Below are 15,851 nucleotides of genomic sequence, written 5' to 3'. Positions count from 1 at the left end.
CATATTTATTTCAGAAATGCTACTTTAAATTAGCGTTGATTATTTTTAAGAAATAAACCGAATGGACACTTTTTTAATGGAGAGGATTAAGTTTATGAGTGAAGAACAAACAATCATGGAAAAGCTTTTCAAAACATTAGATGAAAAAGCTAAAGCTTTAAATGAACAAAACGGTCAAAGTTTTATTGAGAATTTAGGATTAGCGATGGAAGATGTTTATAGTAATAAACGTGAATTATTGGAACAAGCCACATTACAAGATCGTAGAAAAGCATTTCAGTTCGCTTATTTAAGTTTAATGCAAGAAGAAACGATTCAAGCCAATCACCAAATAACACCTGATTCTATTGGTTTAATTCTCGGATTTTTAGTTCAAAAATTTACTGAAAAGAACGAAGAATTACATGTTGTAGATATCGCTAGTGGTGCAGGCCATTTAAGTGCATCTGTTAATGAAGTGCTTAAGGATACTACAATTATGCATCATCTTATTGAAGTTGATCCGGTACTTTCAAGAGTTAGTGTACATTTAGCAAATTTCTTGGAGATACCGTTTGATGTTTATCCTCAGGATGCAATTATGCCGTTACCATTAGAAGAAGCGGATATTGTTATTGGTGATTTACCGATAGGATATTATCCTCTAGATGAACGAAGTCATGAAATGCAATTAGGTTTTAAAGAAGGGCATAGCTATTCTCACTATTTACTAATTGAACAAGCAATTACTGCCTTGAAACAATCTGGTTTCGCATTTTTAGTAGTTCCAAGTAATATTTTTGAAGATGACAATGTAAAACAGTTGGAAAATTTCATTGCTACAGAAACAGAAATGCAAGCATTTCTAAATTTACCTAAGACGTTATTTAAGAACGAAAATGCGCGTAAATCAATATTGATTTTACAAAAGAAAAAATCGAATGAGACTAAGCCAGTTGAAGTGTTATTAGCAAATATTCCTGATTTTAAAAATCCTAATCAATTCCAAGGATTTATTGGTGAATTAAATACTTGGATGAAAGACAATCATCCTCAAAAATAAACTGTGATATTCTTGAATTATGGCTGTATTAATGGTTAAATAAATATGGATATTAATTAATAAATTGGAGGACAATAATATATGTCTAGTTTAGTTTTAGCGATTAACGCGGGTAGTTCTTCTTTAAAATTCCAACTAATAAGAATGCCTGAAGAAACTCTAGTAACAAAAGGTTTAATCGAACGTATCGGTATTAAAGATTCAATCTTCACAATTGAAGTGAATGGTGAAAAAATTAAAGATGTTAAAGATATCAAGGATCATGAGGAAGCAATTAACATCATGTTAGACAGTTTCAAACAACATGGCATCATTGATGACATTAATGATATTGCTGGTACAGGACATCGTGTCGTGCACGGTGGTGAGTTATTCCCAACGTCTGCATTAGTTACAGATAAAGTGGAAGAACAAATTGAGTCATTAAGTGAATTAGCACCATTACATAACCCTGCTAACTTAATGGGTATCCGTGCATTCAGAAAATTATTACCAAACATTCCTCATGTAGCAGTGTTTGATACTTCATTCCACCAATCAATGCCAGAACAATCATATTTATATAGCTTACCTTACCAATACTATAAAGATTATGGTATTCGCAAATATGGTTTCCACGGTACAAGTCACAAATATGTATCACAACGTGCTGCTGAAATCATGAATAAACCAATTGAAGAGTTACGTATTATCTCTTGTCATATTGGTAATGGTGCATCAATTGCTGCCATCGATAGTGGTGAATCAATCGATACATCAATGGGATTCACTCCATTAGCGGGTGTTACAATGGGTACACGTTCAGGTAATATCGACCCTGCATTAATTCCTTTCATTATGCAAAAGACTGGTCAAAACGCCGAAGAAGTTCTTAATGTATTAAACAAAGAATCAGGTCTACTTGGTATTTCAGGTACATCAAGTGACTTACGTGACCTTGAAAGTGATGCAGAAGAAGGTAAAGAACGTGCACAATTAGCACTAGACGTATTTGCTTCAAGAATTCATAAATATATTGGTTCTTATGCTACAAGAATGCATGGCGTGGATGTCATTGTATTTACAGCTGGTGTAGGAGAAAACTCTTCAACAGTTCGTGCTAAAGTATTAGAAGGCTTAGAATTCATGGGCATCTATTGGGATCCTAAGAAAAATGAAGCAATGCGTGGTGAAGAAGGATTTATCAATTACCCACACTCACCAGTTAAAGTTATTGTTATTCCAACAAATGAAGAAGTTATGATTGCTAGAGATACAGTTAAATTTGGCGAATTATAATTTATTAATACTGATAACATGCATTGTCATTAGACAATGTATGTTATTTTTTTTAATAAAATTGTGACAAATAAATAATGACGATAAAGTCAAAGACCTTATCGCCATATTAAACTCACTTTGTAAATGAATAGATTAGATATAACTTTTATGAATATTGTTTTCTAAATTCTGGAGTTGCAACTTCAGGTTGGAAATCTTCAGGGATTTCTTCTGTACGTACTACTAATACATCACATGGTGCGTGACGTACAATTGCTTCAGATACAGAACCGACAATAAATCTTTCAACGGCATTTAAACCTGAAGTACCACACATAATTAAATCTACACCTAATTCACTTGCTAACCTTTTAGGGATAATTGCTTTAGGAGAACCAAATTCTAAACGAGTTTCAACGTTAGTAACTCCAGCACGTGTTGCAACTTCTTGATAACCTTTTAACAATTCTTCAGAGAAACTTCTAGACTTCTCAGTAAATTGTGCATCATATACTTCATAAGAAGAATACGTTCTTGAATCGATAATGTTCACTATAGTTAATTTAGCGTCATTACGTTTAGCTACGTCTACTGCTTTGTTGAAAGCCCACTCAGCTTCGTGTGAACCATCAACTGCGATTAAAATGTTTTTGTATGTTAACATCTTAATAACCCCCTTAGCTTTTCTTACTTATATATTACCACAAATTTCAGAATTTTTACTCTTTATATTTTAACAATAATGTGTACTTTTTCTGATTGCGCTTTCATTGGTTTAGCGTTACGATAGTAATGGAGGTGGATGGAATGAAAATTGGTATTCCAAAAGAGATAAAAAATAACGAAAACAGAGTTGGTTTATCACCAAGTGGTGTACATGCATTAGTTGAGCAAGGACATACAGTACTTGTTGAGAAAGATGCTGGTTTAGGTTCATTCTTTGAAGATAAAGATTACAAAGATGCAGGTGCTGACATTGTATCTGAACAGTCATCTGTATGGGATGTAGAAATGGTTATTAAAGTTAAAGAACCATTGGAAGAAGAGTATAAATATTTCAAAGAAGGACTCATCTTATTTACATACCTACATCTTGCAAATGAAGAAAAATTAACTCAAGCGTTAGTTGAAAATAAAGTCGTAGGTATTGCCTATGAAACGGTTCAATTACCTGACCGTTCATTACCATTATTAACACCAATGAGTGAAGTTGCAGGACGCATGTCTGCTCAAGTTGGCTCACAATTCCTACAAAAATTCAACGGTGGAATGGGTATTTTACTTGGAGCCGTTCCTGGAGTACCAAAAGGTAAAGTATCTATCATCGGTGGCGGTCAAGCTGGTACAAATGCGGCTAAAATCGCACTAGGTTTAGGTGCTAATGTTACAATCTTAGATGTAAACCCTAAACGATTAGCTGAATTAGATGATTTATTTGATGGCCGTGTGAACACAATTATGTCTAACCCATTAAATATTGAAAATGCAGTAAAAGAAAGTGATTTAGTTATTGGTGCCGTATTAATCCCTGGTGCAAAAGCACCTAGCTTGGTAACTGAAGATATGATTAAACAAATGGAAGATGGTTCAGTGATTGTTGATATTGCTATTGACCAAGGTGGTATTTTTGAGACTACAGATAAAATTACGACACACGATGATCCAACATATGTAAAACATGGTGTTGTTCACTATGCAGTTGCGAATATGCCAGGTGCAGTACCTCGTACATCTACAATTGCATTAAATAATGCAACATTACCTTATGCGCAATTATTAGCTAGTAAGGGTTACCGTGAAGCATTTAAAGCTAACCACGCATTATCTTTAGGTTTAAATACGTACAAAGGTCATGTAACTCACAAAGGAGTAGCTGAAGCGTTCGGTTTAGAATATACGTCTGTTGAAGATGCATTAAAAGAAGATTAATAATTGATTTAATATAAATAATCCAGTTGAGTACATAGTTTTTTACTATTAACTCAACTGGATTTTTAATTTTTATTTATCATAGTTTGTTAGTATTTCATAACCATTTTCAGTTACTAAAATATCATCTTCAATACGTACGCCAGCAACATTAGGTACATATATACCAGGTTCTATCGTAATAACCATTCCTGCTTCAAGTAGGTTTGAATTTGTACTTGAAACATCTTGATATTCATGCTCTTCTAAACCAAGACCATGTCCTAATCTGTGAGGGAAATAATCACCATATCCAGCATCACTTATAATGTCTCTAGCGATTTTATCAATATCTTGTAAAGGAACGCCCGCTTTAATTGCCTCAATAGCATTGGTTTCTGCTTCTAAAACAATATTATAAATTGTTTGAGCTTCTTCAGAAGGTGTTCCGAATTTTACTGTACGTGTCATATCGCTACAATAATGATTATATATAACCCCTAAATCAAATAATACATATTCATCTTTAACAAGTTTTCTTTCTCCTGGAGTTCCGTGAGGTGATGCAGCGTGATCTCCAAATAATACCATTGTGTCAAAACTCATCTCACTAACACCAAATTTTTTGATTTCATTTTCAATATGATTGACTACTTCACGTTCTGTTACACCGACTTTAAGGAATTCGGTACCAATTTCGATGCATTTGTCAGCGAGCTTTGCCGCTTCGCGAATATTTTCAATTTCGGATTCATTTTTAATATTACGTAATTCTTTAATTGTTTGATCAATATCGCCATAGTGTTGAACACCAAAGTTTTGAGTTAACTCGCGTTGACGTTTTACTGTTAAGTGTTCGCTTTCAATCAATAACTTATTAAAAGATGAAGGGTCAATTTCAAATGGATTCTCAGTATCTAAGTAACCAATGATTTTTCCTTCAAATGGAGAATTCTTAACTTCTTCAACTTCCATCTTTGGACAATATAAGGTTTGATCTCCATTTGCTGTAATTAATAGTGCAAATAATCTCTCGTGAGGTTCGCTTCTATACCCAGTGAAGTAGAATACATTGAGAGGAGTTGTTATCCATGCAGCGTCAGCTTGTTCATGTTGTAATTGTTTAGTTATTTTTTCGATTTTACTCATTCAATCATCTCCATTAAGTATTTATGTTAATTTTACGTCTAATCAGCTTAAAATTCAAAATTATTTAATACGATAAGCGATTATTTTAGTTTCATGTTATATCTTTTATGGCTAGGGTATAATTATAGTAATCAAGCAATAGGAGGCTATAATTATGAAACTTTCTTTTCATGGGCAATCAACGATTTATTTTGAGGGTAATGGTAAAAAAGTAATTGTAGATCCATTTATTTCCGGTAATGACAAATGTGATTTAGATGAACAAACATTAGATGTAGATTATATTATTTTAACTCATGGTCATGCCGATCACTTTGGCGATGTAGTTGAGTTAGCAAATCGTAATCACGCAACTGTTATAGGTTCTGCTGAATTACAAGGGTATTTAAGTACTTATCACGGTGTAGAAGATGTTCATGGTATGAATATCGGTGGCAAAGCTAAATTTGATTTTGGTAGCGTTAAATATGTTCAAGCTTTCCATAGTTCAAGTTTCACACATGAAGATGGTATCCCTATTTACTTAGGCATGCCAATGGGACTTATATTAGAAGTTGAAGGTAAAACGATTTATCACATGGGTGATACAGGATTGTTTAGTGATATGAAATTAATTGCTGAAAGACACCCTGTTGATGTATGTTTTGTTCCAATTGGTGATAACTTTACTATGGGTATTGATGATGCAAGTTATGCAATTAATGAATTTGTTAAACCTAAGATTTCTGTTCCAGTTCATTACAATACTTTCCCTTTAATTGAACAAGATCCACAACAATTTAAGAATGCAGTGCATGAAGGTGAAGTACAAATATTAGAACCTGGTGAGTCTGTATCATTTTAATAAATGTAAATATAAATGGAGTAATTGATTAGTTTAATGAAATTAATAAGCACAAAGGTGATTTATACATGAACAATCATCTTTGTGCTTATATTTTGACGCATCTTTTGAATTTTACTAACTATTTTACAATCAATACAGGGATGGTAGCACGTTTAGCTACTTTGTGACTTACGCTACCTAATACGAATTTTTTCTGAGATTCAGCTTTACGGTTACTTAATACGACGATTTCATATTTACCACTATTAGCGTGTTTCACTAATTCGTCCTTAGGGTTACCACGCACAATGATTTGATCATAATCAATTCCGTAGTCTTCTAGAGTAGTTCGTGTTTTTTCTAGCAAATGACTACGTTTTTCAGTTAATTCATTAATATGCGTACCAGCTTTAATTGATGCTTGTGCATCCTGTTCACCAATCGCATTTAAAATAGTTACTACGGTATCTGGACCTGCTAATTTTGATACTTCCTTCAACGCTTTCTCATTTTTCAATTGAGTATCTACACCTAATAAAATATTTTTATACATAGGTCATCCCTCCTCATAAACAATTATATATAAAATATTTTAATTTTACCAATGTATATAATTAAAATAATTAAAGATTTAATTAACATAACTTGATTTATTAATTAATAAAAAATCAAACTGATGAAGCGTTTTTAAAACTAATTGGTTTACATTTTCTAAATCGATTTTTTATGATTAAAAAGTTATAATAAATAAAACACTGTACATTATAAAGAGGTATTATCAATGACTAAACATGAACAAATCATAGCATACATAGAATCGTTAAATGTTGGCCAAAAAATTTCTGTTAGGAAAGTTGCCAAAGTAATGAAAGTATCTGAGGGGACGGCATATAGAGCTATAAAAGATGCCGGACAACTTGGGTTAGTAACTACCATTGATAGAGTAGGTACAGTACGTATTGATAAAAAGAATCGTGAGGAGATTGAGAACCTTACGTTTAAAGAAATTTTAAAAATCATTGATGGAGATATCATTGGTGGCAAAAATGGATTAACAAAAAGTGTTTCAAAATTTGCGATAGGTGCAATGGAACTAAAAGATGTGGTTAAATATTTAAGTCATCATACATTGTTAATCGTAGGTAATAGGCCTGATGTTCAGTTAGAAGCGCTAAAAAGAGGTAGTGGCGTACTTATTACTGGGGGTTTTAAAACAACACAAAAAATTATTGATTATGCTAATAATCATGAATTACCAATCCTGTCTTCAAATTATGATACATTTCTTGTAGCCAATATTATTAATAGAGCAATGTATAATCAAATGATTAGAAAAGAAATTTTAATAGTTGAAGATATAGTGAAACCAATTAATGATATGACGGTTATTTTTGATGAAATGGGTATTGAAGATTATAAATCACGTGCCAAAGTTACAGGTCATTCGAGGTTTCCAGTCGTAGATAAAGATTGGCGATTAGTTGGAATAGTTACGAGTAAGGAAGTCATTCAAATGAACTCGGATGATACCATTGCTAAAGTAATGACGAAACGTCCTATCAATGTTGAATTAAATACAACGGTAGCGAGTTGTGCTCACATTATGATTTGGGAAGGAATTGAGATATTACCCGTAACTCAGAATAAAAGAGCAATAGGTGTAATAACGAGAGATGACGTATTAAAAGCGATGCAACTTATTGGCAGACAACCTCAAATAGGTGAGACGATTAATGATCAAATAGCGAAACACATTACGATTTCACAAAGTGATATTTCGGTTGAGGTTTCTCCGTTATTAACCAATCAATATGGCACATTAAGTAAGGCTGTATTTGTCGCTATTATTGAAGAAACAATAAAGCATGAATTGCGAAAATATAAAAAGGTAGATGTTATGATTGAAAGTTTAAATATCATCTATATTAAAACTGTGCCAATTGAAGCATCAATTAGAGTTCAATATGACATGCTCGATGTTGGAAGGAACTTTGCTAAATTGGAAGTCGCGATGGTAAGTGGTAATGAAAAAGTCGCAAATGCAATGATAATTTGTCAGATGTTTGAGGATATACAAAGTATTTAATTTTAAAGTAATAAATCTAATTTAAGGAGATATAACAATGGTAGAAATTTTTAATGAAATCATGCAAAGAGTTAAAGAGGCAGAAACAATTATTATTCATAGACATGTGAGACCTGATCCAGATGCTTATGGCTCACAACTTGGATTAAAGTTATATCTTGAACGAAAATTCCCTAAAAAAAATGTCTATGCTGCAGGTGAAGCTGAACCATCATTATCATTTATAGGAGACTTAGATGAAATTGATGACAGTGTATATGGTGATGCACTTGTAATTGTATGTGATACTGCAAATGCACCACGTATTGATGATCAAAGATATCTAAATGGACAGTCATTAATTAAAATAGATCATCATCCTGCTACTGATCAATACGGTGATGTAAATTTTGTTAATACTGAAGCATCTTCTACAAGTGAAATTATATTTGATTTCATCGCACATTTTAATGATCTAAGTATAATTGATGAACATGTAGCTCGAGTATTGTACTTAGGTATTGTTGGAGACACAGGGCGATTCTTATTTAGTAATACATCACCCCATACAATGGAAGTTGCTAGTCAATTATTGGCATATCCATTCAATCATAATGTTGAATTAAATAAAATGTCCGAAAAAGATCCTAAGTTAATGCCTTTCCAAGGATATATTTTACAAAATTTTGAACTATCAGATTCACATGAATATTGTCAAATTAAAATAACTAATGATGTTTTAAAGCAGTTTGACATTCAGCCTAATGAAGCTTCTCAATTTGTAAATACAGTTGCGGATATTAGCGGTTTAAAAATATGGATGTTTGGTGTAGATGAGGGAGATCAAATTAGATGTCGTATTCGATCTAAAGGAATCACTATTAATGATGTCGCTAATCAATTTGGTGGGGGAGGCCACCCAAATGCATCAGGTGTGTCAGTCTATAGTTGGGATGAATTTGAAGAATTAGCACAAGCTTTACGTCAGAAATTATAAATTTAAGAAAGGAAGTCATTCATGGTTGCTCATTTAAATCTTCATACAGCATATGATTTATTAAATTCTAGTTTGAGAATCGATGATGTAGTTAAAAAAGCACAACATAATCATTATGATACATTAGCGATTACTGATACTAATGTCTTATATGGCTTCCCTAAATTTTATGATGCTTGTATTAAAGCCAATATTAAACCAATTTTTGGAATGACAGTTAACGTTACGGATGGTTTGTATACAATTGAGACTGTGATTTTAGCTATAAATAATGATGGCTTAAGATCACTATTTCAACTCTCTTCTGCAATTAAAATGAAGCAAAAAGACGTTATATCAGTTGAGTGGTTAAAAAAGTATTCAACAAATATTGCAATCATATTTAAGCAAGCAAATCAATCTCATTATTCTATAGTTGAACAATTTCAAAACCATCAAAATATATTTATAAATCATTCAAGCAACTTAGCATTTTATAATAATATAAAAGTGGTTTGGTTTGAAAATGCACGATACTTAAATCAAGAAGATGTTGAGACGATTCCAGCACTTGAAGCAATTAAAAATAATACTAAGATAGATTTGGTTAATGATATTGAAGATATTGGGGAACATTTTCCTAATCAAAATGAATTAGAAACATTAAATATAGACAGAGACGTATGGAATAATACGCTTGAACTAGCTAATTTATGTAGTGCAAGCATAGAATATCATCAAAATTTACTACCTAAATTCGATGCACCATCAGGTAGTTCCTCAAAAGAGTATTTATGGTCACAACTCCAATCAAGTTTAAAGAAGATGAAATTAAATCATGATGAACGCTATACAAAAAGATTAGAACATGAATATCGAGTTATAACTGAAATGGGTTTTGAAGACTACTTTTTAATTGTGAGTGATTTAATTCACTACGCTAAAACACATGATGTTATGGTTGGTCCTGGGCGGGGATCCTCAGCTGGTTCATTAGTTAGCTTCCTACTAGGCATTACTACAATAGATCCAATTAGATTTAATCTATTATTTGAACGTTTTTTAAATCCTGAACGTGTAACAATGCCAGATATAGATATTGATTTTGAAGACACGCGTAGGGAAAGAGTCATTCAATACGTTCAAGACAAATATGGAAAACATCGTGTTTCGGGTATTGTCACATTCGGACATTTATTGGCTAGGGCCGTTGCAAGAGATGTTGGTCGCATAATTGGATTTGATGATAAAACTTTAAATGAGATTTCTAAGTTAATACCTCATCAACTTGGCATAACTTTAGATAAGGCATATGAGGATGAGCGATTTAAGCAATTTGTACATAGAAATCATCGACATGAAAAGTGGTTTGAATTAAGTAAGAAATTAGAAGGCTTACCTAGACATACTTCAACACATGCAGCAGGTATTATTATTAACGATCAACCTCTATATAATTATGCACCACTAACATTGGGCGATACTGGTTTATTGACGCAATGGACGATGACAGAAGCAGAGCGAATTGGTCTACTTAAGATTGACTTTTTGGGGTTAAGAAATTTATCTATCATACATCAAATTATCACTCAAGTAAAAAAAGATTTAAATATTACTATAGAGATTGAAGAGATACCGTTTAATGATGTAGATGTATTTAAGTTATTATCTAGGGGAGATACAACTGGAATCTTCCAACTTGAATCCGAAGGTGTAAGAAAAGTATTAAAACGACTTCAGCCTGAACATTTTGAAGATATCGTTGCGGTTACGTCTTTATATAGACCAGGACCTATGGAAGAAATTCCAACTTATATTTCACGAAGACATAACGAAAGTGAAATTAAATACGTACATCCTGATTTAGAACCCATACTTAAAAATACGTATGGTGTAATAATCTATCAAGAACAAATTATGCAAATCGCTAGTCAATTTGCTAGCTTTAATTATGGACAAGCAGATATTCTACGTCGTGCCATGAGTAAAAAGAATAGAGCAGTTTTAGAAAGTGAAAGACAACATTTTGTCGAAGGTGCGATAAAAAATAAATATGATGAGAAGATAAGTAAACAAATATTTGATTTAATTCTAAAGTTTGCTGATTATGGATTTCCTAGAGCACATGCGGTAAGTTATTCAAAAATTGCATATATCATGGCATATTTGAAGGTTCACTATCCTAATTATTTTTATGCTAATATTTTAAGTAATGTCGTTGGTAATGAATCTAAAACAGCGGCCATAATTGATGAAGCTAAAAATCAAAAATTGAAAATTTTGCCTCCTAATATTAATGAAAGCCATTGGTATTATAGAGCAACTAAATCAAATATTTATTTATCCTTAGGTGCTATTAAAGGTGTTGGTTATCAGAGCGTTAAATCAATTGTTGATGAAAGGTATCAAAATGGTAAGTATAAAGATTTCTTTGATTTTACTAGACGAATATCAAATCGCGTAAAGACTAGAAAATTACTTGAATCATTAATTTTGGTAGGCGCTTTTGATACTTTTGGAAAAACACGTTCAACTTTATTAAGTTCTATTGATCAAGTTTTAGATGAAGTATCAAATGTAGAACAAAACGATTTATTAATGAATATTTTGACACCTAAACAATCTTACACTGATAAAGATGAATTTAGTGATCAAATGATTAGTAGTTACGAAATGGAATACTTGGGATTTTATGTTTCTAATCATCCAGTCGAAAAGCAATTTAATAAAAAGCAATATTTAGGTATCTATACACTAAGTAATGTTGTAAATCACAAACCTATTTTGGTTCAAGTAGATCAAATCAAACAAATAAGGACCAAGAATGGTCAAAATATGGCATTTTTAGTTCTAAATGATGGGCGACATACGATGGATGCAGTTTTATTTCCAGATAAATTCAAACGGTATGAAACTCAATTAAATGAGAGAGAAATGTATATTGTTTGGGGGAAATTTGAAAAGAGAAAACAACAATTGCAGCTCATTTTAAATCAAATGGATTCAGTTGAACATTTTGAAGTAACTAAAATGAATGGGGCATCTCAAATTATTTTAAGAAACATTCATAACTTAGATGAAATTAAACAAATTCTTAGTGATCATAAAAACAACCATATGATTAAAGTGAACATATATAATGAACAAACTGGAGAACTTGATTATTTAGGTAGTATGGATAAAACATCGAATGAAATTAAAACCTTTGTTGAGGCTTTTGATCCAAAAGATATAAGAATTTTATAACTTTTATGTATAAAAAAATTATGATATAGTAAATTGATGATTTATAAAATAAAGTCATCGGTTTATTTTATCTTAAAAAATTTTAAATGCAGAGAATATATATTCATTATACTGATGAACTTTCGATATTTTAGTAAATAAACAGGGGTTGATTTAATGTCTTTAAGAGATGATGCATTACAAATGCATAAAGAAAATCAAGGTAAGTTGGAAATTACACCTAATATCAAAGTTACTAATAAAGAAGAATTAAGTTTAGCCTATTCACCAGGCGTAGCAGAACCATGTAAAGAAATACATGAAGATCCAAGAACTGTATATGATTACACGATTAAAAGAAATACTGTGGCTGTTGTTACTGATGGCACTGCAGTTTTAGGTTTAGGTAATATTGGTGCCCCAGCTAGTATTCCTGTTATGGAAGGTAAAGCTGTTCTTTTTAAAAGTTTTGCAGGTATAAACGGTGTACCTATCGCTTTAGATACTAAAGATACAGAAGAAATTATTAGAACAGCTAAATTAATTTCACCTAATTATGGAGGAATTAATCTAGAAGATATTTCAGCACCAAGATGTTTTGAAATAGAAGATCGTCTTAAAAAAGAAACTAATATTCCAGTTTTCCATGATGATCAACATGGTACAGCGATTGTTACTATGGCTGGTTTAATCAATGCACTAAGAATTGTTGATAAAGATTTATCTGAAATTAAAGTTGTGTTAAATGGTGCAGGGGCAGCAGGTATTGCAATTGTTAAATTATTAGATTCTTACGGTGTCAGAAATATGATAATGTGCGATTCAAGAGGTGCTATTTTTGAAGGTCGACCTTATGGTATGAATGACACTAAGGATTATGTAGCTAAATTCACAAACAAAGACAAAATTGAAGGTTCATTACAAGATGTAATTAAAGATGCTGATGTATTTATAGGTGTTTCAGTTGCTAACTTACTATCAAAAGACATGGTTAAATCAATGGCGGATGATGCAATCATCTTTGCAATGGCTAACCCAGATCCAGAAATCAAGCCCAATGATGCTAAAGAAGCAGGCGCTAAAGTTGTAGGAACAGGTCGTTCAGATTTTCCGAACCAAATTAATAATGTACTTGCGTTCCCAGGTATTTTTAGAGGTGCATTAGACACTGAATCAACACATATAAATGAAGATATGAAGAAAGCGGCGGTTGAAGCGATTGCTAATCTTATAGATGAAGATGAGTTGAATCCGGATTATTGTATTCCTGGTCCTTTCGATAAAAGGGTAGCTCCTTCAGTTGCACGTGAAGTTGCAAAAGTAGCAATGGAAACTGGCGTGGCAAGAATTGAAGTGGATCCTCAAAAAGTTTATGACAAAACAATGCAATTAACAGACTTGAAATAACCTAGAATTGCAACAATTTTAATAAAAAACAAAGACATGTATTATTTCTAACTCATATTTTATGTTCGATCATATATTAAATTGAGATGTAATAAATTAAGGTTGTATGATTAGGTGGAGGTTTACGAATGTTTAAAGACTTTTTTAATCGTAGTAGTAAAAAACGAAAATATTTAACAGTTCAAGATTCAAAACAAAATGAAGTACCAGCAGGTATTATGACTAAATGTCCAAAATGCAAAAAAATAATGTATACAAAAGAATTAAATGAGAATTTAAATGTATGTTTTAATTGTGATCACCATATTGCATTACCTGCATATAAGAGAATTGAAGCAATCACTGATGAAAATAGTTTCGTTGAATTTGATAAAGGAGTGACATCAGCAAATCCTTTAGACTTTCCTGGATATCAAGAAAAAATTGAAAAAGACCAACAAAAAACTGATTTAAGCGAAGCGGTTGTAACCGGTACTGCCAAACTAGATGGTGTTCAATTTGGTGTAGCTGTTATGGATGCTAGATTTAGAATGGGAAGTATGGGTTCAGTTGTTGGTGAGAAAATATGTCGAATTATTGATTATGCAACAGAACATAGACTACCATTCATATTATTTTCTGCAAGTGGTGGTGCTAGGATGCAAGAAGGTATTATTTCATTGATGCAAATGGGTAAAACGAGTGTTTCACTGAAACGTCACTCAGATGCCGGATTATTATATATTTCTTATCTTACGCATCCAACAACTGGTGGTGTTTCTGCTAGTTTTGCATCTGTTGGGGATATCAATTTAAGTGAACCTAAAGCCTTAATTGGATTTGCTGGTCGACGTGTTATTGAGCAAACTATTAATGAGAAACTTCCAGATGATTTCCAAACTGCAGAGTTTCTTCTTGAGCATGGTCAACTTGATAAAGTTGTTCACCGTAAAGAGATGAAAGAAACACTTGCTCAATTATTAAAATTGCACCAAGAGGTGAATAAAGATGCTTGATTTTGAAAAACCACTTTTTGAAATAAAAAATAAAATTGAATCTCTTAAGCAATCTCAAGAAAAAAATGATGTAGATTTACAAGATGAAATTGATTTACTTGAAGCATCACTTGAAAGGGAAACCAAAAAAATATATACCAATCTTAAGCCTTGGGATAGAGTGCAAATTGCTCGTCTCCAAGAACGACCTACGACATTAGACTATATTCCATATATCTTCGATTCATTTATTGAATTACATGGAGATCGTAATTTTAGAGATGACCCTGCAATGATTGGTGGAATTGGGTATTTAAACGGTACCCCTGTTACAGTTATAGGCCAACAAAGAGGTAAAGATACTAAGGATAATATATATCGAAACTTTGGTATGGCGCATCCTGAAGGTTATCGTAAAGCATTGAGATTAATGAAACAAGCTGAGAAATTTAATAGACCTATTTTTACTTTCATTGATACTAAAGGTGCTTATCCAGGTAAAGCTGCTGAAGAACGCGGACAAAGTGAATCTATTGCTAGAAACTTAGTTGAGATGGCATCTCTAACAGTGCCAGTGATAGCTATCGTTATCGGCGAAGGTGGTAGTGGTGGTGCACTAGGAATTGGGATAGCCAATCGAATTATGATGCTTGAAAACAGTACGTATTCTGTCATTTCCCCAGAGGGAGCAGCGGCACTGTTATGGAAAGATAGCTCATTAGCAAAAATGGCTGCCGAAACTATGAAAATTACTGCAAAAGATTTACATCATTTAAACGTTATTGATAGTGTTATTGATGAACCTTTAGGTGGTGCACACAATAATATAGAACAACAAGCTATTGATATTAAGCAAGCATTCGTAAATCATTTAGAACAACTTCAACAACAAAGTGCTGATGAATTAGTTGAAGATAGATTTAATAAGTTTAGAAATATCGGTGCTTTTATTGAAAAATAGCTGGGCTGGTACACATACAAATTAATATTTAAAATTACTTTGAAAAACACAGTTGCAA

At 32.3% G+C, this 15,851-nt stretch carries 13 protein-coding genes; 10 read left to right on the top strand and 3 right to left on the bottom strand.

Features of this window, described 5'->3' with window-relative positions; genetic code table 11:
* Positions 1 to 94: 94 nt before the first annotated feature.
* Together BB045_RS08360 and BB045_RS08355 are read left to right on the top strand one after the other, a co-directional pair.
* Positions 95 to 1,042: a class I SAM-dependent methyltransferase gene (locus tag BB045_RS08360; protein WP_070580903.1), complete on the top strand. Its 948-nt coding sequence runs from the start codon at positions 95 to 97 to the stop codon at positions 1,040 to 1,042.
* 81 nt (positions 1,043 to 1,123) lie between these two features.
* The gene (locus BB045_RS08355) at positions 1,124 to 2,320 is read left to right on the top strand and encodes an acetate kinase (RefSeq protein ID WP_070839210.1); all 1,197 of its coding nucleotides are present in this window, start codon (positions 1,124 to 1,126) and stop codon (positions 2,318 to 2,320) included.
* A gap of 148 nt (positions 2,321 to 2,468) precedes the next feature.
* On the opposite strand, the gene BB045_RS08350 is transcribed toward BB045_RS08355, so the two are convergent.
* The gene (locus BB045_RS08350; RefSeq protein WP_037551041.1) at positions 2,469 to 2,966 is read right to left on the bottom strand and encodes a universal stress protein; all 498 of its coding nucleotides are present in this window, start codon (positions 2,964 to 2,966) and stop codon (positions 2,469 to 2,471) included.
* A 143-nt stretch (positions 2,967 to 3,109) separates the two neighbouring features.
* Between BB045_RS08350 and ald the strand changes: the two genes are divergently transcribed.
* Positions 3,110 to 4,231: an alanine dehydrogenase gene (gene ald, locus BB045_RS08345; RefSeq protein ID WP_075140666.1), complete on the top strand. Its 1,122-nt coding sequence runs from the start codon at positions 3,110 to 3,112 to the stop codon at positions 4,229 to 4,231.
* Positions 4,232 to 4,303: 72 nt separating this feature from the next.
* Here the strand turns inward: ald and BB045_RS08340 are convergent, their stop codons facing one another.
* Entirely contained in the window at positions 4,304 to 5,359 is a 1,056-nt protein-coding gene (locus BB045_RS08340; RefSeq protein WP_070580897.1) for a M24 family metallopeptidase, read from the bottom strand.
* Positions 5,360 to 5,513: 154 nt separating this feature from the next.
* On the opposite strand from BB045_RS08340, the gene BB045_RS08335 reads away from it, so the two are divergent.
* Positions 5,514 to 6,203 carry a metal-dependent hydrolase gene (locus tag BB045_RS08335; protein ID WP_070580894.1) on the top strand — a complete coding sequence of 230 codons (690 nt, stop codon included), beginning with the start codon at positions 5,514 to 5,516 and terminating at the stop codon, positions 6,201 to 6,203.
* A gap of 121 nt (positions 6,204 to 6,324) precedes the next feature.
* On the opposite strand, the gene BB045_RS08330 is transcribed toward BB045_RS08335, so the two are convergent.
* Positions 6,325 to 6,738 carry a universal stress protein gene (locus BB045_RS08330; RefSeq protein WP_037551038.1) on the bottom strand — a complete coding sequence of 138 codons (414 nt, stop codon included), beginning with the start codon at positions 6,736 to 6,738 and terminating at the stop codon, positions 6,325 to 6,327.
* 228 nt (positions 6,739 to 6,966) lie between these two features.
* Between BB045_RS08330 and BB045_RS08325 the strand changes: the two genes are divergently transcribed.
* From BB045_RS08325 to BB045_RS08300, 6 genes are all read left to right on the top strand, one after another.
* Positions 6,967 to 8,271, top strand: a complete 1,305-nt coding sequence (locus tag BB045_RS08325; RefSeq protein ID WP_070580892.1) for a DRTGG domain-containing protein — start codon at positions 6,967 to 6,969, stop codon at positions 8,269 to 8,271.
* A gap of 37 nt (positions 8,272 to 8,308) precedes the next feature.
* Positions 8,309 to 9,247, top strand: coding sequence for a DHH family phosphoesterase (locus BB045_RS08320; protein ID WP_070580890.1), 939 nt, complete (start codon positions 8,309 to 8,311; stop codon positions 9,245 to 9,247).
* A 21-nt stretch (positions 9,248 to 9,268) separates the two neighbouring features.
* Positions 9,269 to 12,472, top strand: coding sequence for a DNA polymerase III subunit alpha (locus tag BB045_RS08315; RefSeq protein WP_070580888.1), 3,204 nt, complete (start codon positions 9,269 to 9,271; stop codon positions 12,470 to 12,472).
* 156 nt (positions 12,473 to 12,628) lie between these two features.
* Positions 12,629 to 13,858, top strand: a complete 1,230-nt coding sequence (gene ystJ, locus BB045_RS08310; RefSeq protein ID WP_070580886.1) for an NADP-dependent malic enzyme — start codon at positions 12,629 to 12,631, stop codon at positions 13,856 to 13,858.
* Between the two features lie 128 nt (positions 13,859 to 13,986).
* Complete coding sequence (gene accD, locus BB045_RS08305; RefSeq protein WP_070580884.1) at positions 13,987 to 14,853, top strand: acetyl-CoA carboxylase, carboxyltransferase subunit beta; 867 nt, start codon at positions 13,987 to 13,989, stop codon at positions 14,851 to 14,853.
* Complete coding sequence (locus BB045_RS08300) at positions 14,846 to 15,793, top strand: acetyl-CoA carboxylase carboxyltransferase subunit alpha (protein ID WP_070580882.1); 948 nt, start codon at positions 14,846 to 14,848, stop codon at positions 15,791 to 15,793. The genes accD and BB045_RS08300 overlap by 8 nt, the downstream gene beginning before the upstream one ends.
* Positions 15,794 to 15,851 lie beyond the last annotated feature (58 nt).

Source organism: Staphylococcus sp. MB377 (genome assembly GCF_001922505.1).
Taxonomy (GTDB): Bacteria; Bacillota; Bacilli; order Staphylococcales; family Staphylococcaceae; genus Staphylococcus; species Staphylococcus haemolyticus.
Note: the sequence above shows the minus strand (reverse complement) of the source record. Positions and strands in the feature narration are given on the sequence as shown.